Source organism: Streptomyces sp. TSRI0107 (assembly GCF_001905845.1).
In the GTDB taxonomy this organism is placed as follows: domain Bacteria; phylum Actinomycetota; class Actinomycetes; order Streptomycetales; family Streptomycetaceae; genus Streptomyces.
Window position 1 is genome coordinate 238,729 of the sequence record NZ_LIVZ01000012.1, and the last position, 19,864, is coordinate 258,592.

General features: G+C 71.5%; 16 protein-coding genes. 9 read left to right on the forward strand and 7 right to left on the reverse strand.

Translation table 11 applies throughout. The features are described 5' to 3' along the window. The first annotated feature begins 51 nt into the window (after nucleotides 1-51). The 6 genes from AMK31_RS30290 to AMK31_RS30315 all read left to right on the forward strand — a co-directional run bounded on the left by AMK31_RS30290 (nucleotide 52) and on the right by AMK31_RS30315 (nucleotide 10,631). Nucleotides 52-4,338, forward strand: coding sequence for a discoidin domain-containing protein (locus AMK31_RS30290; RefSeq protein WP_073943878.1), 4,287 nt, complete (start codon nucleotides 52-54; stop codon nucleotides 4,336-4,338). Nucleotides 4,339-4,410: 72 nt separating this feature from the next. Further along, nucleotides 4,411-5,412, forward strand: coding sequence for a LacI family DNA-binding transcriptional regulator (locus AMK31_RS30295; RefSeq protein ID WP_073943879.1), 1,002 nt, complete (start codon nucleotides 4,411-4,413; stop codon nucleotides 5,410-5,412). Nucleotides 5,413-5,557: 145 nt separating this feature from the next. Then, nucleotides 5,558-6,970, forward strand: a complete 1,413-nt coding sequence (locus AMK31_RS30300; protein WP_073943880.1) for an extracellular solute-binding protein — start codon at nucleotides 5,558-5,560, stop codon at nucleotides 6,968-6,970. Nucleotides 6,971-7,064: 94 nt separating this feature from the next. Beyond that, on the forward strand, nucleotides 7,065-8,030 hold the full coding sequence (locus AMK31_RS30305; RefSeq protein ID WP_073943881.1) for a carbohydrate ABC transporter permease: 966 nt from the start codon (nucleotides 7,065-7,067) through the stop codon (nucleotides 8,028-8,030). Between the two features lie 15 nt (nucleotides 8,031-8,045). Beyond that, nucleotides 8,046-8,921 (forward strand): carbohydrate ABC transporter permease, encoded by an 876-nt coding sequence (locus tag AMK31_RS30310; protein ID WP_073943882.1) that lies wholly within the window; start codon nucleotides 8,046-8,048, stop codon nucleotides 8,919-8,921. Between the two features lie 105 nt (nucleotides 8,922-9,026). After that, complete coding sequence (locus tag AMK31_RS30315) at nucleotides 9,027-10,631, forward strand: glycoside hydrolase family 13 protein (protein ID WP_073943883.1); 1,605 nt, start codon at nucleotides 9,027-9,029, stop codon at nucleotides 10,629-10,631. A gap of 57 nt (nucleotides 10,632-10,688) precedes the next feature. Here AMK31_RS30315 and AMK31_RS30320 read toward each other — a convergent pair whose 3' ends face one another. The 4 genes from AMK31_RS30320 to AMK31_RS30335 all read right to left on the reverse strand — a co-directional run bounded on the left by AMK31_RS30320 (nucleotide 10,689) and on the right by AMK31_RS30335 (nucleotide 13,910). Beyond that, complete coding sequence (locus AMK31_RS30320; RefSeq protein WP_073943884.1) at nucleotides 10,689-11,147, reverse strand: DUF3618 domain-containing protein; 459 nt, start codon at nucleotides 11,145-11,147, stop codon at nucleotides 10,689-10,691. Further along, nucleotides 11,144-11,515 carry a phage holin family protein gene (locus tag AMK31_RS30325; protein ID WP_073943962.1) on the reverse strand — a complete coding sequence of 124 codons (372 nt, stop codon included), beginning with the start codon at nucleotides 11,513-11,515 and terminating at the stop codon, nucleotides 11,144-11,146. Before AMK31_RS30325 ends, AMK31_RS30320 begins: the two co-directional genes overlap by 4 nt. A gap of 172 nt (nucleotides 11,516-11,687) precedes the next feature. Continuing rightward, nucleotides 11,688-12,845 (reverse strand): FUSC family protein, encoded by a 1,158-nt coding sequence (locus AMK31_RS30330; RefSeq protein WP_073943885.1) that lies wholly within the window; start codon nucleotides 12,843-12,845, stop codon nucleotides 11,688-11,690. Between the two features lie 72 nt (nucleotides 12,846-12,917). Then, nucleotides 12,918-13,910 carry a phosphotransferase family protein gene (locus tag AMK31_RS30335; protein WP_073943886.1) on the reverse strand — a complete coding sequence of 331 codons (993 nt, stop codon included), beginning with the start codon at nucleotides 13,908-13,910 and terminating at the stop codon, nucleotides 12,918-12,920. A gap of 281 nt (nucleotides 13,911-14,191) precedes the next feature. Between AMK31_RS30335 and AMK31_RS41115 the strand changes: the two genes are divergently transcribed. The 3 genes from AMK31_RS41115 (at nucleotide 14,192) to AMK31_RS30345 (ending at nucleotide 16,316) form a co-directional block, all read left to right on the forward strand. Further along, a complete protein-coding gene (locus AMK31_RS41115; RefSeq protein ID WP_198948595.1) occupies nucleotides 14,192-14,368 on the forward strand; it encodes a hypothetical protein in 177 nt (58 codons plus the stop codon). 405 nt (nucleotides 14,369-14,773) lie between these two features. Continuing rightward, entirely contained in the window at nucleotides 14,774-15,286 is a 513-nt protein-coding gene (locus AMK31_RS30340) for a GNAT family N-acetyltransferase (RefSeq protein ID WP_073943887.1), read from the forward strand. A gap of 163 nt (nucleotides 15,287-15,449) precedes the next feature. Next, the gene (locus AMK31_RS30345; protein WP_073943888.1) at nucleotides 15,450-16,316 is read left to right on the forward strand and encodes an AraC family transcriptional regulator; all 867 of its coding nucleotides are present in this window, start codon (nucleotides 15,450-15,452) and stop codon (nucleotides 16,314-16,316) included. Nucleotides 16,317-16,361: 45 nt separating this feature from the next. Here the strand turns inward: AMK31_RS30345 and AMK31_RS30350 are convergent, their stop codons facing one another. The 3 genes from AMK31_RS30350 to AMK31_RS30360 form a co-directional block, all read right to left on the reverse strand. Continuing rightward, entirely contained in the window at nucleotides 16,362-18,752 is a 2,391-nt protein-coding gene (locus tag AMK31_RS30350; protein ID WP_073943889.1) for an ATP-binding cassette domain-containing protein, read from the reverse strand. 100 nt (nucleotides 18,753-18,852) lie between these two features. Further along, nucleotides 18,853-19,263 (reverse strand): VOC family protein, encoded by a 411-nt coding sequence (locus AMK31_RS30355; protein WP_073943963.1) that lies wholly within the window; start codon nucleotides 19,261-19,263, stop codon nucleotides 18,853-18,855. Between the two features lie 10 nt (nucleotides 19,264-19,273). Then, entirely contained in the window at nucleotides 19,274-19,732 is a 459-nt protein-coding gene (locus AMK31_RS30360; protein WP_073943890.1) for a helix-turn-helix transcriptional regulator, read from the reverse strand. Between the last annotated feature and the right edge of the window lie 132 nt (nucleotides 19,733-19,864).

Below are 19,864 nucleotides of genomic sequence, written 5' to 3' on the forward strand. Positions count from 1 at the left end.
ACATCAGCCGTGCCCCGCCGCCCCGTCGGCGGGGCACGAGATCGGGGACGTATGAGCACCCCAAGACGCCTCTCACGAGGCCTCGGCGCCGCGCTGGCCGCCGGCCTCCTGGCCCTGTCCGGGCCGTGGCCGACCATCGCGTCGGCGGCCGGCGGGCCCGACATCGCCGCGGGCGACCCGGCCGCGGCGAGCAGTTCGCACAGCGAGTACCGCGCCGCGAACATCACCGACGGACAGCAGGCGACCTACTGGCAGAGCGCCGGCGGCGACCTGCCCCAGTGGGTCCAGGCCGACCTCGGCGGCACCCACCGCGTGGACGAGGTGGTCCTCAGACTGCCCGCCTCCTGGGAGCGCCGCAGCCAGACCCTGTCCGTGCAGGGCAGCGCCGACGGCACCGGCTTCACCACCCTCAAGGCCTCCGCCGCCTACTCCTTCGACCCGGGCAGCGGCAACACCGTCACCGTCGGCTTCCCCGCGACCCAGACCAGGTTCGTGCGGATCGCGATCACCGCCAACACCGGCTGGCAGGCCGCCCAGCTGTCCGAGCTGGAGGTGCACGCCGCGGGGGAGTCGTCCGTCAACCTCGCCCGGGGACGCGCCTTCACCGCCGGCAGCCACACCGAGGTCTACACCGCGGGCAACGCGGGCGACGGCAACAGGGCCAGCTACTGGGAGAGCCGTAACAACGACCTCCCGCAGTGGCTCCAGACCGACCTCGGCTCCGCCGTCCGCGTCAACCGGGTCGTCCTCAGGCTGCCCGACGGCTGGCCCGCGCGCAGCCAGACCCTCAAGCTGCAGGGCAGCACCAACGGCACGGACTTCACCGACCTCACCGCCGAGAAGGCGTACAGCTTCGACGCGGCCGGCGAGCACTCCGCGACGATCACCTTCGACGCGGCCACCACCCGCCACCTGCGGGTCCGGGTCTCCGCCAACACCGTTCAGCCCGCCGCCCAGATATCCGAGCTGGAGGTCTACGGCCCCACGAGCGGCGACACCCAGGCCCCCACCGCCCCGGCGAACCTCGCCCTCACCGAACCCGCCACCGGACAGATCCGGCTGACCTGGGACGCGGCCACGGACGACACCGGCGTCACCGGCTACGACATCTACGCCGACGGCGACCTGCTGACCAGCGTCGGCGGCGACGTCACCGCCTACACCGACACCCGCCCGGCCGGCACCCGCGTCAGCTACCACGTGCGGGCCCGCGACGCCGCGGGCAACCAGTCCCCGAACAGCAACACGGTGACCCGCGAGGGCGACACCGGGGACACCCAGGCGCCCACCGCCCCCGCGAACCTGGCCCTCACCGAGCCCGAGGGCGGGCGGATCAAGCTGACCTGGACGGCGTCCGTCGACAACAAGGGCGTCACCGGCTACGACATCTACGCCAACAACACCAAGCGGGCGTCCGTCGCGGGCGACGTGACCACCTGGACCGACAGTCAGCCCGCGTCCGCGACCGTCAGCTACCACGTACGGGCGAGGGACGCGGCCGGCAACCAGTCCCCGGACAGCAACACCGTCACCCGCAACGGCACCGGCGCCGACTCCAACCTCGCCGTCGGCAAGCCGATCTCCGCGTCCTCGGTCGTCCACACCTACGTCGCCGAGAACGCCAACGACAACAGCACGTCGACCTACTGGGAGGGCGGCGCCGGGACCTATCCGAACACGCTCACCGTCAGACTGGGCGCCAACGCCGACGTCGACCGGGTGGTGCTGCGCCTGAACCCCGACTGGGGCCGCCGTACGCAGACCGTCCAGGTCCTCGGCCGGGAACAGGGCGCGTCCGGGTTCACCTCGCTGGTCCAGGCCGAGGAGTACGTCTTCGACCCGGCGAACGGATCGAACAGCGTGTCGATCCCGGTCGGCGAGCGGGTCGCCGACGTGCAGCTGCGCTTCACCGCCAACAGTGGCGCGGGCGCGGGCCAGGTCGCGGAGTTCCAGGTGATGGGCGTGCCCGCGCCCAACCCCGACCTGGAGGTGACGAAGCTGACCACGTCACCCGCCGCGCCCGTCGAGTCCGACGACATCACCGTCGCCGCCACGGTCCGCAACAGCGGTGCGGCCGGCGCCCCGGCGAGCAAGGTGGCGGTGCGGCTCGGCGGCAGCACCGTCGCGACCGCCTCCGTCCCGGCCCTCGGCGCGGGCGAGCGGACCACCGTAAGCGCCTCCCTCGGGACCCGCGAGGCCGGTTCGTACCAGCTGAGCGCGGTGGCCGACGAGGCGAACGCGGTCATCGAGCAGAACGAGACCAACAACACCCTCACCAGCCCGGACCCCCTGGTGGTGAAGCCGGTGCCGGGCCCGGACCTGGTCGCCGGCGCCGTGACCACCTCCCCGTCCTCCCCGGCCGCCGGCGACGACGTCACCTTCAAGGCCGCCCTCAGGAACCAGGGCACCACCGCGTCGTCGGCGGGCGGCCACGAGGTCACCCTCACCCTGACCGACGCCAAGGGCGGCACCGTCAAGACGCTCAAGGGCACGCACACCGGCAGCATCGCCGCCGGTGCCACCACACCGGCCGTCACCCTCGGCACCTGGACGGCGGCCAACGGCTCCTACACCGCCAAGGTCACGGTCGCGCCCGACGCCGACGAGCCGCCGGCCAAGCGGGAGAACAACACCTCCACCCAGCGGCTGTTCGTCGGACGCGGCGCCGACATGCCGTACGACATGTACGAGGCCGAGGACGCCGCGACCGGCGGCGGCGCCAAGGTCCTCGGACCCAACCGGACCGTCGGCGACCTCGCGGGCGAGGCGTCCGGCCGCAAGGCCGTCCAGCTGGACGCCACCGGCGAGTACGTCGAGTTCACGACCAGAGCCGGCACGAACACCCTGGTCACCCGGTTCTCCATCCCGGACGCGCCGGGCGGCGGAGGAATCGACTCCACCATCAACGTCTACGTCGACGGCGTCTTCAAGAAGGCCCTGCCGCTGACCTCCCGCTACGCCTGGCTGTACGGGGCGGAGGCATCGCCCGGCAACTCGCCCGGCTCGGGCGCGCCGCGCCACATCTACGACGAGGCGCACATCATGCTGGGCGAGACCGTCCCCGCCGGCTCGAAGATCAGGTTGCAGAAGGACGCGGCGAACACCTCCACGTACGCCATCGACTTCGTCAACCTGGAGCAGGTCGCGCCGGTAGGCAACCCGGACCCCGCCGCGTACGCCGTGCCCGCCGGGTTCACCCACCAGGACGTGCAGAACGCCCTGGACCGGGTCCGCATGGACGGCACCGGCAATCTGGTCGGCGTGTACCTGCCGCCCGGCGACTACCAGACGTCGGGCAAGTTCCAGGTGTACGGCAAGGCCGTGAAGGTCGTGGGCGCCGGGCCCTGGTACACGAAGTTCCACGCGCCGGCCGGTCAGGAGAACACGGACATCGGCTTCCGGGCCGAGGCGTCCGCGAAGGGCTCCTCGTTCGCGAACTTCGCTTACTTCGGCAACTACACCTCGCGCATCGACGGCCCCGGCAAGGTGTTCGACTTCTCCAACGTGTCGGACATCGTGATCGACAACATCTGGAACGAGCACATGGTCTGCCTGTACTGGGGGGCCAACACCGACCGGATGACGATCAAGAACTCCCGGATCCGTGACATGTTCGCCGACGGCATCAACATGACCAACGGGTCGACGGACAACCTGGTGTCCAACAACGACGCCCGCGCCACCGGCGACGACAGCTTCGCGCTGTTCTCGGCGATCGACGCCGGCGGCGCCGACATGAAGAACAACGTCTACGAGAACCTGACCTCGACGCTGACCTGGCGCGCCGCGGGCGTCGCGGTGTACGGCGGGTACAACAACACCTTCCGCAACATCCACATCGCCGACACCCTGGTGTACTCCGGGATCACCATCTCGTCGCTCGACTTCGGCTATCCGATGAACGGCTTCGGATCCGACCCGACGACCTTCGAGAACGTCTCCATCGTCCGCGCGGGCGGCCACTTCTGGGGCAACCAGACCTTCCCCGGCATCTGGGTCTTCTCCGCGTCGAAGGTGTTCCAGGGCATCCGCGTCAACAACGTGGACATCGTCGACCCGACGTACAGCGGAATCATGTTCCAGACCAACTACGTGGGAGGTCAGCCGCAGTATCCGATCAAGGACACCGTCTTCACGGACGTGAGCATCTCGGGGGCGCGCAAGAGCGGTGACGCCTTCGACGCCAAGTCGGGCTTCGGTGTGTGGGCCAACGAGATGCCGGAACCGGGGCAGGGCCCGGCCGTCGGCGAGGTCGTCTTCAACGGGCTGAAGCTCGGCGACAACGCCGTGGACATCCGCAACACGACATCCACCTTCAAGATCGTCCAGAACCCGTAGGAGCGGGCCGGGCCGATCGGATCGGCAAGCGTAGCGCAAGCGCCTTGCAGCGTTTGCGCTACGCTTGCGTTCATGACGCGACGACTTGCTCAAGTGGCGAAAAAGGTGGGGGTCAGCGAGGCCACGGTCAGCCGGGTGCTCAACGGCAAGCCCGGAGTGTCGGAGGCGACCCGGCAGTCGGTGCTGACCGCGCTGGACGTCCTGGGCTACGAGCGGCCCACCCAGCTGCGCGGCGAGCGGGCCCGGCTGGTGGGCCTGGTCCTGCCCGAGCTGCAGAACCCGATCTTCCCCGCGTTCGCCGAGGTGATCGGCGGCGCGCTGGCCCAGCAGGGGCTGACGCCGGTGCTGTGCACCCAGACCAAGGGCGGGGTGTCGGAGGCCGACTACGTCGAGCTGCTGCTCCAGCAGCAGGTCTCCGGCGTGGTGTTCGCCGGCGGCCTGTACGCCCAGGCGGACGCCCCGCACGACCACTACGAGCTGCTCGCCCAGCGCCGCATCCCGGTGGTGCTCATCAACGCCGCCGTGGAGGGGCTCGACTTCCCGTGCGTGGCGTGCGACGACGCGGTCGCCGTCGAGCAGTCGTGGCGGCACCTGGTCTCCCTCGGGCACGAGCGCATCGGTCTCGTTCTGGGCCCCGCCGACCACATCCCCTCCGGGCGGCGGCTGCGGGCCGCCCGGGCGGCCGCCGGCGGCTCGCCGGCCGACGAGTTCGTGGAGCGCTCGATGTTCTCCCTGGAGGGCGGCCAGGCGGCCGCCTCCCGGCTGCTGGACCGCGGTGTGACGGGCATCGTCTGCGCCAGCGACCCGCTGGCCCTGGGCGCCGTGCGCGCGGCCCGCCGGCGCGGTCTGCGCGTGCCCGAGGACGTGTCCGTCGTGGGGTACGACGACTCCGCCTTCATGACCTGCACCGAGCCCCCGCTGACCACGGTCCGCCAGCCGATCGAGGCGATGGGGCGGGCCGCGGTCGAGCTGCTGAACGCGCAGATCCAGGGCAGCGACGTGCCCCACAACGAGCTGCTCTTCGAGCCGGAGCTGGTCGTCCGCGGATCCACCGCGCAGGTGCAGGGGGCGTGACCGACCCGAGTCATCAGCCTGTCAAATATTTACGAAATCAGCGCGAGATATTGCGTCCACTTGTTCGCGGTGGTTGAGTGTGCGGCGCCCCACAACGCATCGGCGGTGGGGCGCCTTCCACGTTCACGCCCGAAGGGGTGCACCCATGAGAAGTGCCCGGTTGAGCCGTGTCCGCAGGGCCGGCGCCCTGACCCTCGTCTCCGCCCTCGCGCTCACCGCACTGGCCGCCTGCGGCACCAGCAGCAGCGACGACGGCGAACAGTCCTCCAGCGGCGGGTCCTCCGACCCCGCCGCCCCGCTGGACCCGAAGACGAAGGTCACCCTCACCATCGACTGCATGCCCCCCGCGGCCAAGGCGGCCGAGCTGAAGGAGTGGAAGCAGGACGTCGCCGAGTTCAACAAGACCTACCCCAACGTCACCATCGAGGGCCGCTCCACACCGGGCCAGTGTCTGGAACCCCCGCGCTTCACGGCCATGCTGAAGGCCAAGTCCCAGCCCGACGTCTTCTACACGTACTTCACCGACCTGCCCCAGGTGCTCGACAACGACGGCGCCGAGGACATCACCGCGTACGTCAACGACAAGACCGTGCCGCTGCTCAAGGACATAGACCCCGACGTCCTCGGCTCGCTCAAGCACGAGGGCAAGCTCTACGGCCTGCCCACCAGCAACTACACGATGGGCCTGCTGATCAACCGCAAGCTCTTCGAGCGGGCCGGTCTCGACCCGGACAGCCCCCCGCGCACCTGGGAGGAGGTCCGCGCCGCGGCGAAGAAGATCGCCGGCCTGGGCGACGGCATCGCCGGCTTCGGCGAGTACAGCGCGGGCAACCAGGGCGGCTGGCACTTCACCGCCCAGATGTACAGCGTCGGCGGCGAGATCGTCGACGCGAGCGGCAAGAAGGCGGCCTTCGACAACGAGCTGGGCCGGCAGGTCGCCGAGAACCTCCACGCCATGCGCTGGGAGGACGACAGCATGGGCAAGACCCAGCTGCTGAAGTGGGGCGACCTGCAGAAGCAGATCGCCACCGACAAGCTGGGCATGTTCCTCGCCGCACCCGACGACATCGCCTACATGGTCCAGCAACTCGGCGCCGAGTACGAGAACTTCGGCATGGGACCGATCCCGGGCCGGCGGAACACCCTGGCCGGCGGCAACAGCTACATGATCAAGAAGGGCATCTCCCCGGACAAGATCAAGGCCGCGATCGCCTGGCTCAACTTCAAGAACCTCACCGTCGGCAAGGGCCAGTTCGACTGGGCGCGCGCCAAGGCCGACGGACTGCCGGTCGGCGTCCCGCAGCCCAACTTCTGGCTGAACGAGTCCAAGAAGAAGGACGACGCCGCCCGCGCCGAGCACGCCACCATGCCGGTCGAGAACTTCAAGACGTTCATGGACGACCCCGTCCCCGGCAAGGCCGAGCCGCCCAAGGCGCAGGAGGTCTACAAGGTCCTGGACAACGTGATGTCCGCGATCCTCACCAACGAGGACGCCGACGTCGACAAGCTGCTCTCCACCGCGAAGACGCAGGTCGACCAGGTCCTCGCCAACCAGTGACCGGTGCACGGACGGGGACGGGCGCACCCGTCCGTCCCCGCCGCGGACGGCACCGCCAGGACCCACACCGGCAGACCAGTACCGAGGAGCAACCATGTCGGCCCCCAGCCTGACCCAGAGCAAGGCGGACCGGAGCCGCCGCACCCCGCCTCGCACGGCAGGCGACGTGCCGCCCGGCGGTGGCAGCCGCCTCGCCCGGAGCGTGCGACGCAACCTCACCGCCCACGCCTTCCTCATCGGCGCGGTCCTGTGCTTCGGGTTCTTCTCCTGGTACCCGATGGTCCGGGAGTTCCTCCTCGCCTTCCAGCAGACCGAGGGCGGGCGGACCACCTGGGTCGGCCTGGACAACCTCACCACCGTCTACAACGACCCGGCGTTCTGGCAGGCCTGGCGCAACACCCTGCTGTACACGGTCCTCGCCCTGCTCCTCGGCTTCGTCGTACCGTTCGTCGTCGCCGTGGTGATCAACGAGTTCCGGCACGGCAAGGGCTATCTGCGGCTGCTCGTCTACCTCCCGGTGATGCTGCCCCCGGTCGCCTCGGTGCTGCTGTTCAAGTACCTCTACGACCCCGGCTACGGGCTCCTCAACGAGCTGTTCGGCTTCTTCGGACTGCCCGAGCAGCAGTGGCTCCAGGACCCCGACACCTCGATGCTCTCCGTCGTCATCGCCGCGACCTGGATGAACATGGGAGGCGCCGCCCTCATCTACCTCGCCGCCCTCCAGGGCATCCCCGGCGAGCTGTACGAGGCCGCCGAACTGGACGGAGCCGGACTGTTCCGCAAGCTCTGGCACGTGACGATCCCGCAGACCCGGCTCGTGCTGTCCCTGATGCTGCTGATGCAGATCATCGCCACCATGCAGGTCTTCGTCGAACCCTTCCTGCTCACCGGCGGCGCCGGCCCCGAGGGCTCCACGACGACGGTCGTGTACCTCATCTACCAGTACGCCTTCAACTTCAACAACTACGGTGCCGCGGCGGCCCTCGGCCTGCTCCTGCTCGTACTCCTCGCCGGGTTCTCGGCGGCGTACGTCAAGCTCAGCCGCGCCGAGGACGAGTAGGACCGGGAGACCAGCATGTCCACACGCACCCTCATCTCACCGGCGCAGCTCGCCCGGCCCCGCGGCAAGGTCCTGTACTGGGTGACGTTCACCGTCGTCGTCGCGCTCTTCACCCTGGTGTTCCTCGGCCCCCTGTACTGGATGATCTCCAGCGGATTCAAGGACTCCCAGGAGGTCATCCAAACTCCGCCGACCTTGGTCCCCGGCTCCTTCGAGCCCGACAACTACAGCCGGGCCTGGGAGGTCATGGACCTGGCCAAGCTGCTGGGCAACACCCTCTACTACGCGTTCGGCGCCCTGGCCTTCCAGCTCGTCCTGGACGTGGCCGCCGCCTACTCGCTCTCCAAGCTCCGCCCGGTCCTCGGCAAGGCGATCCTCGGCCTGATGCTGGCGACCCTGATGATCCCGGCGACGGTGCTCGTCGTACCGCAGTACCTGACCGTGCTCGACGTGCCGATCTTCGAACGCAACCTGCTGAACACGCCCTGGGCGATCTGGCTGCCCTCGGTGACCAACGCCTTCAACATCTTCCTGCTGAAGCGCTTCTTCGACTCGATCCCCAAGGAACTCCTGGACGCCGCGTCGATGGACGGCGCGAGCCCGATGCGCACCCTGTGGTCGATCGTGCTGCCGGTCTCCCGGCCGATCCTCGGCGTCGTGTCCATCTTCGCGGTCGTGGGCGTCTGGAAGGACTTCCTCTGGCCGATGCTCACCCTGCCCGACCCGGGCAAGCAGACCCTCAACGTCGGTATCTACTCGCTCTCCAACGGCGTCCCCGTCAACGTGCTGATCGCGGCGCTGACGATCGCCTCGCTGCCCACGCTGCTGATCTTCCTGCTCTTCCAGCGCAACATCATGAGCGGCCTCACCGCGGGTGGCCTGAAGGGCTGACGCCCCGCCGCCCCACCCCTCACCCGAAGCCTTCGCCGCCGGCCCGTCCGACGCCCCGCCTCCGGGCCGGCGGCGAAGATCCACCCTGCCCGAAAGGACCGTCACGTGGCAGCCCCCAACCCGCACCGCACCGACGACTGGTGGCGCGACGCCGTCATCTACCAGGTGTACCCACGCAGTTTCGCCGACGGCGACGGCGACGGCACCGGGGACCTCGCGGGCGTCCGGGCACGACTGCCCTACCTCGCGGAACTCGGTGTGGACGCCGTCTGGTTCACCCCCTGGTACCACTCACCGCTGGTCGACGGCGGCTACGACGTCGCCGACTACCGCGCCATCGACCCCGCCTTCGGCACCCTCGCCGAGGCCGAGAAACTGATCGCCGAAGCCCGCGAACTGGGCATCCGCACCATCGTCGACATCGTCCCCAACCACGTCTCCGACCAGCACCCCTGGTTCCGGGCCGCGCTCGCCGCCGGCCCCGGCAGCCCAGAACGCGAACTGTTCCACTTCCGGCCCGGACGCGGCGAGAACGGCGAACTGCCGCCCAACGACTGGCCGTCCCAGTTCGCCGGACCCACCTGGACCCGCGTCCCCGACGGCGAGTGGTACCTGCACCTGTTCACCCCCGAACAGCCCGACCTCAACTGGGCCCACCCCACCGTCCGGCAGGAACACGAGGACGTGCTGCGCTTCTGGTTCGAACGCGGCGTCGCCGGCGTCCGCATCGACTCCGCCGCCCTCCTCGCGAAGGACCCCGCGCTGCCCGACTTCCAGGAGGGCACCGGCCCCCACCCGTTCATCGACCGGGACGAACTCCACGACATCTACCGCTCCTGGCGGGCCGTCGCCGACGAGTTCGGCGGCGTGTTCGTGGGGGAGGTGTGGCTGCCCGACGCCGAACGCTTCGCCCGCTACCTCCGGCCCGACGAACTGCACACCGCGTTCAACTTCAACTTCCTCACCTGCCCCTGGGACGCGGACCGGCTGCGCCGCGCCATCGACGACACCCTCGCCGAACACGCCCCGGTCGGCGCCCCCGCCACCTGGGTCCTGTGCAACCACGACGTGACCCGCACGGTGACCCGCTACGGCCGCGCGGACACCGCCTTCGACTTCGCCACCAAGGCCTTCGGCACCCCGACCGACCTCACCCTCGGCACCCGCCGCGCCCGCGCCGCCGCCCTGCTGACCCTGGCCCTGCCCGGATCGGTCTACGTCTACCAGGGCGAGGAACTCGGCCTGCCCGAGGCCGACATCCCCCTGGACCGCGTCCAGGACCCGATGCACTTCCGTTCCGGCGGCACGGACCCGGGCCGCGACGGCTGCCGGGTACCCCTGCCCTGGGCCGCCGGTGAACCGCACTGCGGCTTCGGCGCGCAGACACCGCCCTGGCTGCCCCAGCCGGACACCTGGCCTAACTACGCGGCCGACCGCCAGGCCGCGGACCCCGACTCGATGCTCACCCTCTACCGGCGGGCCATCCGCCTGCGGCGCGCCACCGAAGGCCTCGGCGACGGCCCCCTCACCTGGCTCCCCGCCCCCGACGGGGTCCTCGCCTTCGCCCGCCCGCACGGCCTGACCTGCGTGGTCAACCTCTCGGCGGCCCCCGTCGACCTGCCCGCCCACAGCGCCCTCCTGCTCGCCAGCGGACCGCTCGACGGCGACGCACGGCTGCCCCAGGACACCGCCGTCTGGCTGCGCTCCTGACAGCACGCCGACCCGGGAGGGCCCACGGAAGGTGCCCGCCCGGGTCGGTACGCGCTGTCAGCCCCGCCCGCCGCCGCTCCGGCGGCAGACCAGCCAGACCGCCATGGCCGCGCCCGCGACCGCCAGCAGCAGCGTGCGGTGGTCCCGGGCCAGCCGGGTCCCCTCGGCGGTCGTGTGCCGCACCTGCTCGGGTGCCTTCTCCTCCCACACCCGACCGGCCCGGGCGGCCGTCTCCCGGGCCTGCCCGGCTGCCTGGGAGGCCTTGTCCTTGACCGGTTCGGGCAGCTTGTCCTGAACCTGGTGGGCCACTTCGGCGGCCTTGGCCCGGAGCTCACCGGCCTTCGCCGCGGCCTGCTCCCTGACCTCCGCGGCCTTCTCCTGCGCGCGGCTCTTCACGTCGCTCTTCGCCGCGATCGCCTCGACCGTGTCCCCGAGCTCGCTCCGGGTCCGCGCCACCTGCTCGCGCAGCTCCTCGGGGCTCGGGGCTGTCTTCTTGCCGTGGGACGGCTCGCTCATCGGTGCGCGCTCTCCTTGATCTCGGCCACATCGGCCTTCACGTTCTCGATCGTCTGCTCCGGCACGGGCGGCGCGGCCCGGCCCACCTGCTTCCTGCCGCTCATCGCCATGACCGCGGCGATCACACCCAGCACCACGGTCACGATCAGCGCCGCCGCCCACACGGGCAGCGGGATCGCCAGAGCCGCGATCACCGTGGCGACCAGCGCCTGGAGCGTCAGGAAGCCGACGACGCCGGCGCCGCCGAACAGTCCGCCTCCCTTGCCGTAGCGCCGGCCCTTCTCCTTCATCTCCGCCTGCGCCAGGCGCAGCTCGCCGCGGACCAGCTCCGTCAGCTGCTGCGACGCCCGCTGCACCAGCTCGCTCACCGGTTCCTGGCCGGGGTGCTGTGCCTCCTGGCCGGGTGCGGTGCGATGCGACCGCGTACTGAACACGGCGATCACCTCCCATCGGTCTCGTGTCCGGGACCGGCCGTGCCGCCGCGCTCGGTCCCGCGCCGAGTGCGCGAGTACCCCGGACGGTCCGCCGCCCACCTCCCGATCAGCGTCCGACCAGTTGGTCGGCCAGCCGGCGCGCCTGGGTCAGCAGCGTGCCGTACGTCGCCAGCGCGTCCGGGTCGTCGGGCACCGCGCCGAGCAGCCGCTGCCGCAGGCCGGCCAGGGTGCGGTCCAGCTCCTCGACCACCTCGCGCAGCTCCCGGTCCGCCCGCCGGTCCGCCCCGCCCGGCGCGAACCGGCTGGTGGTGTAGAGCCGGACGGCCCGGGCGCTGCGGCGCAGGAATTCGGCGTACGGCTCGGTGACATGCGGGCCCGGCCGGGGCGCTCCCCGCTCGCCGTCACAGGACTCCAGCACCGCCCGGGTGACGCCCGCGGTGTGGACGGCGACGTGGTCGAGGACGGTGACCGCGTCGTCGTGGTCCTCCGGTCCGGGCGAGGCCGTACCACGGTCACGGCGCCGGGGGTTGGCCCACAGGCTTTCCCGGCTCCAGCCGACCGCCGAACGCGCCTGCTCCACCAGCCGGCCCAGGCGCAGCGCCCGCTCGTGCGCGGCACCGGCCGCCTGCGCGTCCCAGTCCCCGGCGGCCAGCCCGTCGGCGACCGAGTCGAGGATCTCCTGCGCCTCGCGGGCCGCGTCCTCGAGCGCGGCCCGCGAGCTGCGCAGATACACCGGGGGCCGGACCAGCGCGTTCACCAGGATGCCCACGACCGCGCCGAAGACCGCCTCCGCGATCCGGGCCGCCGAACCGGCGATCGTGACCGGCTGCATGGTCAGCACGAACAGGGCGCCGGTGGCCGCGTAGATCCCCTGGCTGCCGAGCCGCCGCCAGTTCCCCAGCAGCACCGCCGCCGGCAGCACCAAGCCCATCGCCAACATCGTGGAGTCCAGCAGCAGGGCGGTGCCGGTGGCCACGACCGTCCCGGTGGCGATGGCCGCCACCTGCTGGAGGCCGTGCGCGATCGACCGGTACACCGTCGACTCCACCAGCACGATCGCCACCCACGGCGCGACGAACGCCATCGGCGCGCCCAGCCACCAGCCCGCGACAGCCCAGGCCAGACAGGCGGCCAGCGCCGCCTTGCCGGCCTGTACCGCCAGGTCGCGTTCCCGGCCCGGTTCCGTCCACGCCCGGCGAAGCGCCTCGCCGACCGCCCGCACACCGCGCGGGACACCCTGTAGAGCTCGTCGAAATCCCTGCATCAGGAGCCAGGTGCCACATCTGCCGGGATGAATGCAGCCGGATCCGCGGCGGGCCTCCCGCTCGCCGTCGCCCTACCCGAGCGACCGGAGCCCGGCGGCGGCCTCGGTGAGGCTGCGGCGGGCGAAGTCCAGATGATCGGCGCCGTACCCGCGCGGACCGCACTCGACGACGAGCAGCAGGCCCAGGTAGAGGCGGTACAGGGCCAGGCGGTGCCGGAAGGCCGGGGTGAAGTCGAGGGTGCCGCCGGCCTCGGTGTAGCCGGCGACCAGATCGCTGTCCGGGCCGGTGTCGCCTCCGAACGCCAAGGAGACCAGTTCGGCGGCCGGGTCTCCCCAGAACGCCCGCTCGTGGTCGATGAGCCCGGTGATCCCGGCGGGCCCGCCGTCGTCGGCGCCGGCGACGAAGATGTTGCCCGGCCACAGGTCGAAGTGGACCAGCCGGGGCTCGGTGACCTCGTCCAGCGCGTCCCCGCCCTCGGCCACCAGGGCGCGTATCCGGTCGGGCGGCACGTCCAGCGGGGACCGCCAGCGCCCGGCGTCGTCGAGGAGCGCGTCGACCATCGCGGCGAAGGCGGTTCGCCAGCGCGGGGCCGAGAGCGCCGACTCGGCGGCCGGGTAGCCGAACCGGCCGTCCGGCGGGGTCAGGGTGTGCAGACGGGCGGTGATCGCGCCCAGTTCCCGGCGCAGTGCCGCCTCGGTGCCGGGCGACAGCCGGGCGGCCGCCCGGTCCCAGGGCAGGCCCGTCAGGACCGAGAGGGCGAGGAAGTCCTCTCCGGCGTGGAGCAGCGCGGGGGAGGGCACGCCACCGCCCGGAAGGTCCGCGATACGCCGGTAGACCATGGCCTCCGTCGCCATGATGCCGCGTTCGTAGCGCAGGACCGCGGCGTCGGCGGGCGGGGCGAGTTTGACGACGGCCGGCCTGCCGTCGTCGAGGAGGACGCGGTAGGCCGTGTTGAACCAGCCGTCGGTCAGCTCGCGCTGCACCCGGCACCCCGTGCCGGTGGCCGCGCGCAGCAGCCGGTCGAGCTCGTCGGGAGAGACGCGGCGCTTGGTCAGGCTCTGCATGAGGGCACGCTTTCGGACGTCCGGGTCTGGGCGATGCGGGCGGGGCCGCGGTGCGGGAGCGCTCCCATGATGCCGGAAGCACCCGCGGGCGGGGTGCGGTGAGTGAGATGATCTCGCGGTGGCCGGGGTGACGACCGACGGAAGGGACGATCGTGGGAGCGGCCGGTCCCGGCCCGGGCCGGTGCGCCCGCCGGGGGTCGGCGATACTGATCACCGCACACCCGTCACACACCCAGCCCGCGCCACCGCCGCCGAACGAAGCAGAGGAAAGCAGACCCACCGTGTTCCAGGAGACCCCGATCTACAGCCGCCTCATCGCCGAACGCGGTGACATCCCCCTTCAGGTGCGCAGCGAGGCCGACCGCATACGCCGCGACCTGGAGGCCGTGATGCGCGTCGCCCCGAGCCCCGCCTCCGGCCTTCCCGGCCAGCTGGGCTTCCCCGGCCCGCCCCGGTGACATGACGCGCCGTCAGGGCACCCCGGGCTGAGCGGCACCACCGCGCCTGCCGTGCCCGGCAGAAGCAGGAGCACCGTCGCGAGGCGGCCGGCGGCCACGGCCCACAGGCCGCTCGCCGGCTCCGCCCCCACGTAGCGCACAGCCACCGGGAGAGCATCCGTCCGGGTCCGCCCCGAGCCATCGGGTGTAGGCTGACATCCGTTCGTGTACATGCCGCATCAGCGGCGCAGATCGAGACATCAGGGAGGTGAGGTCGATGACCGCGCTCAAGGCCACCACGCACAGCGTCCGGGTCTCCCTCACGTCCCCGGTCGTGGCCTGACCTCATCTCCTCCGCCCTCGCCGGGAGCGTGAGCTCGCGAGGCGTCCACACGAACGTCTCATCGAAACGGATCCTCATCCATCATGGGAAACCACTGGATCACGCGCGCCGAGACCGGCGCCGACATCCCCGCCATCCGTGAGATCGACCTCGCCGCCTTCCCGACGGCGCTGGAGGCCGACCTCGTCGACGCCCTGCGCGCCGACCCGACCGCGTGGATCGACGGGCTGAACCTCGTCGCCGCCGACGAACGCGGACACCTCGTCGGCCACGCGCTCCTGACCCGCTGTCACATCGGTGACGTCCCCGCCCTGTGCCTGGGCCCGGTCGCCGTCCGGCCCGAGCGGCAACGCGACGGCGCCGGAGCCGCGGCCGTACGCGCGGCCCTCCAGGCGGCCAAGGAGGCCGGCGAACACCACGTCGTCGTCCTGGGACATCCCGAGTACTACCCCCGGTTCGGCTTCGGCCGCGCCTCCGCGCACGGCATCGGCGTGACCTTCGACGTCCCGGACGAGGCGCTGATGGCCCTCACCCTCGACGCCGGCCACCCGCTGCCCGGCGGAACCGTCCGCTACGCCGCGGCGTTCGGCGTCTGATCCGCGTCCGGACCACCTTCGCCGCGCGGGGGCGCCGCGCCGCCCCCGCGCGGCACCACAAGTGAGGCCGACCCGGCACCCGACCCGATCGGGCACAGGATGTCGGGTCGGGCGGGGCGGGCCGTTCATAGCGTGGTGAACGTCAAAAGGAAGGGGGCCGGGCGTGCTGGAGCGGCTCAACCAGGTCATGGAGCACATCGAGGGCCACCTCGACCAGTCGATCGACGTGGCCGGGCTGGCGCGGACCGCCGCCACCTCGGAGTACCACCTGCGCCGGATGTTCTCCGCGCTCGCGGGCATGCCGCTGTCGGAGTACATCCGGCGCCGCAGGCTCACGGTCGCGGGCGCCGAAGTGCTCGCGGGACACGAGTCGCTGCTGGAGACCGCGGTCCGCTACGGCTACGGCTCGGGTGAGGCGTTCGCGCGGGCGTTCCGCGTCATGCACGGCGTCGGCCCGGGCGAGGCCCGGCGCACGGGCGCCGCGCTCGTCGCCCAGCCACGGCTCACCTTCCGCCTCACCGTCGAAGGGAACAGCAGCATGCGATACCGCGTCGTGGACCGGCCGGACTTCACCGTCGTCGGCTTCAAGACCCGGGTGCCCCTGGTGCACTCGGGGCCGAACCAGGCGATCATCGACTTCGTGCGGGGTCTCGACCGCGAGGCCCTGGAGCGTCTGGAGAAGCTCGCGGACCAGGAGCCGCAGGGCATCGTCGCCGTCTGCGACGACCTGGACCCGAGCCGCGCCGAGGGCACGGAACTCGACTACTACCAGGGCGTCATCACCACCGCCGCCGCCCCCGACGGCACCACGACCCTGGCCGTTCCGTCCGGCGCCTGGGCCGTGTTCACCGTCTCCGGACCGGCTCCGGAGGCGATCCAGACGCTGTGGCGGGACGTGTTCACCCAGTGGTTCCCGTCCAACCCGTACCGCGGCCGCCCCGGCCCGGAGATCCTGCGCACCCGCCTGTCGGCGGACGGCAGCGAGGCCGACGCCGAGCTGTGGCTGCCGGTGGAGCGGGAACAAGGATGAGCGGAGCTTCAGCCGGCCGCGCGGGCCGGCTGAAGCCCCCTCCCGTCAGGCCCCGACGTACGCCGCGAGGTGCTCGCCGGTGACGGTGGAGCGGGCCGCGACGAGGTCGGCCGGGGTGCCCTCGAAGACGATCCGGCCGCCGTCGTGGCCGGCGCCCGGACCGAGGTCGATGATCCAGTCCGCGTGCGCCATGACCGCCTGGTGGTGCTCGATGACGATGACCGACTTGCCGGAGTCGACGAGCCGGTCCAGCAGGCCCAGCAACTGCTCGACGTCGGCGAGGTGGAGGCCGGTGGTCGGTTCGTCGAGGATGTAGACGCCGCCCTTCTCACCCATGTGCGTGGCCAGCTTCAGCCGCTGCCGCTCGCCGCCCGACAACGTGGTGAGCGGCTGGCCGAGGGTGAGGTAGCCGAGCCCGACGTCGGCCATCCGCTCGAGGATCCGGTGGGCCGCGGGGGTGCGGGCCTCGCCCGCGCCGAAGAACTCCTCGGCCTCGGTCACCGACATCGCGAGCACCTCGCTGATGTCCCGCCCGCCGAGACGGTGCTCCAGCACCGACGCCTGGAACCGCTTGCCCTCGCAGTCCTCGCACGGGCTGGCGACCCCGGCCATCATCGCCAGGTCGGTGTAGATCACCCCGGCGCCGTTGCAGGTGGGGCAGGCGCCCTCCGAATTCGCGCTGAACAGCGCCGGCTTGACGCCGTTGGCCTTCGCGAACGCCTTGCGGATCGGGTCCAGCAGCCCGGTGTACGTCGCCGGGTTGCTGCGGCGCGAGCCGCGGATCGGCGTCTGGTCGACCGCCACCACGCCGTCCCGCCCGGCGACCGAGCCGTGGATCAGCGAGCTCTTGCCGGAACCGGCGACGCCCGTGACCACGACGAGCGTCCCGAGCGGGATGTCGACGTCGACGCCCCGCAGGTTGTTCGCCGACGCGCCGCGGACCTCCAGGGCGCCGGTGGGCTCGCGCACCGACTCCTTGAGACGGGCCCGGTCGTCGAGATGCCGGCCGGTGATGGTGCCGCCGGCCCGCAGCCCCTCGACGGTGCCCTCGAAACAGACGGCGCCGCCCGCCGTACCGGCACCGGGGCCCAGGTCGACGACATGGTCGGCGATCTCGATCACCTCCGGCTTGTGCTCCACGACGAGCACCGTGTTGCCCTTGTCCCGCAGCCGCAGCAGCAGGTCGTTCATCCGCTGGATGTCGTGCGGGTGCAGACCGACGGTCGGCTCGTCGAAGACGTACGTGACATCGGTGAGGGAGGAGCCGAGGTGGCGGATCATCTTGACGCGCTGCGCCTCACCGCCCGACAGGGTGCCCGACGGCCGGTCCAGCGCGAGGTAGCCGAGACCGATCTCCACGAACGAGTCGAGGGTCTGCTGCAGCGCGGTCAGCAGCGGGGCCATCGACGGCTCCTCGACGCCGCGGATCCACTCGGCGAGGTCGCGGATCTCCATGGCGCAGGCGTCGGCGATGCTGACGCCCTTGATCTTCGACGACCGGGCGCCCTCGCTGAGCCGGGTGCCGTCGCACTCGGGGCAGGTGGTGAAGGTGACGGCCCGCTCCACGAACGCCCGGATGTGCGGCTGCATCGCCTCCTTGTCCTTGGACAGGAACGACTTCTGGATCTTCGGGATCAGGCCCTCGTAGGTGAGGTTGACGCCGTTGACCTTCACCTTGGTCGGCTCGCCGTAGAGGAAGTCCCGCATCTCCTTCTCGGTGAACCGGCTGATCGGCTTGTCCGGGTCGAGGAAACCGGACTGGGCGTAGAGCCCCACGGTCCACACGTTGTCCGACTTCCAGCCGGGTATGGTGAACGCGCCCTCGGAGATCGACTTCGAGTCGTCGTAGAGCTGCGTGAGGTCGATGTCGGAGACGGTGCCCCGGCCCTCGCAGCGGGTGCACATGCCGCCGGTGCGCTCGTAGGTCGCCTTCACCGCCTTCTTGCTGCCGCGCTCCACCGTGATCGCGCCGCTCGCCCGGACCGAGGCGGTGTTGAAGGAGTACGCGCTCGGCGGGCCGATGTGCGGGTCGCCGAGGCGGCTGAAGAGGATGCGCAGCATCGCGTTGGCGTCGGTGGCCGTGCCGACCGTGGAGCGCGGGTCCGCCCCCATCCGCTGCTGGTCCACGATGATCGCCGTCGTCAGCCCGTCGAGCACGTCGACCTCGGGCCGCGCCAGCGACGGCATGAACCCCTGCACGAACGCGCTGTACGTCTCGTTGATCAGCCGCTGCGACTCCGCGGCGATCGTGTCGAAGACCAGCGAGCTCTTGCCCGAGCCGGACACGCCGGTGAACACCGTCAGCCGGCGCTTCGGGATCTCGACGCTGACGTCCTTGAGATTGTTCTCGCGCGCCCCGTGCACGCGGATCAGATCGTGGCTGTCGGCGGCGTGCGACGCAGGGGACTGCGGCTGGGGCCTCGTGGCCATGGTCATCCTTCTCCATCTGTCTGGCGGACCGCGTTCGGGCGGTCTCCGTGCGCGCGGCCCTCGTCAGGGCCGCGCCGTTCGCGGCGCGTGGCGGATCCGGGTGTGCTCAGTCCAGTTGCTGGATGCGGACCATGTTGCCCGCCGGGTCACGGAAGGCGCAGTCGCGGACGCCGTACGGCTGCTCGGTCGGCTCCTGCACCACCTCCGCACCGGTGGCCTGCACGCGATCGAAGACGCCGTCGAGGTCGCGGGTGGCCAGGAGGATGCCGGCGTAGGTGCCCTTGGCCATCATCTCGGCGATGGTGCGGCGTTCGTCGTCGGTGACGCCGGGGTCGGCGGCCGGGGGCGTCAGGACGATGGACGTGCCGGGCTGGTCGACGGGGCCGACCGTGATCCAGCGCATCCCGCCGTAGCCGACGTCCTTGCGGACCTCGAAGCCGAGGGTGTCGCGGTAGAAGGCCAGGGCGGCGTCCGCGTCGTCGTGGGGGAGGAAACTCGCGTGAATCGTGATGTCCATGGCCGTCACGCTAGCCGCGGCCCGACGGCCGCGCTTCTCGATTCCTGATCGGCCTGGTCACCTGCTTCGCGACGCACGACGGCATGCCCTCGGTCGCGTCCGCCGCCTCGCGCCGGTAGGTGCTGGGCGGCACGCCGACCAGCTCGGTGAAGCGGGTGCTGAAGGTGCCGAGCGACTGGCAGCCGACCGCGAAGCAGACCTCGGTGACACTGAGATCGCCGCGGCGCAGCAGCGCCATCGCGCGCTCGATCCGCCGCGTCATGAGGTAGCCGTACGGCGACTCCCCGTAGGCGAGCTTGAACTGGCGGCTGAGATGCCCGGCCGACATGTGCGCGTCGCGCGCGAGCGCCTCGACGTTCAGCGGCCGGGCGTACTCCCGGTCGATCCGGTCGCGCACCCGGCGCAGCCGCGCGAGGTCGCTCAGGTGCGGGGGAGTGGGGGTGGGGGAACTGCTGCTCACCCGCAGCATCGTGCCACAGGGGCCGGACCCACGACCGGGTTCCGTGCCCACGCGGGGACACGGAACCCGGCGGACCCGCCTTAGGCCCTGTCGTTTGGATCATCCCGGCGTCGCGGGGTCCGGCACGCACATCTGCCGCGT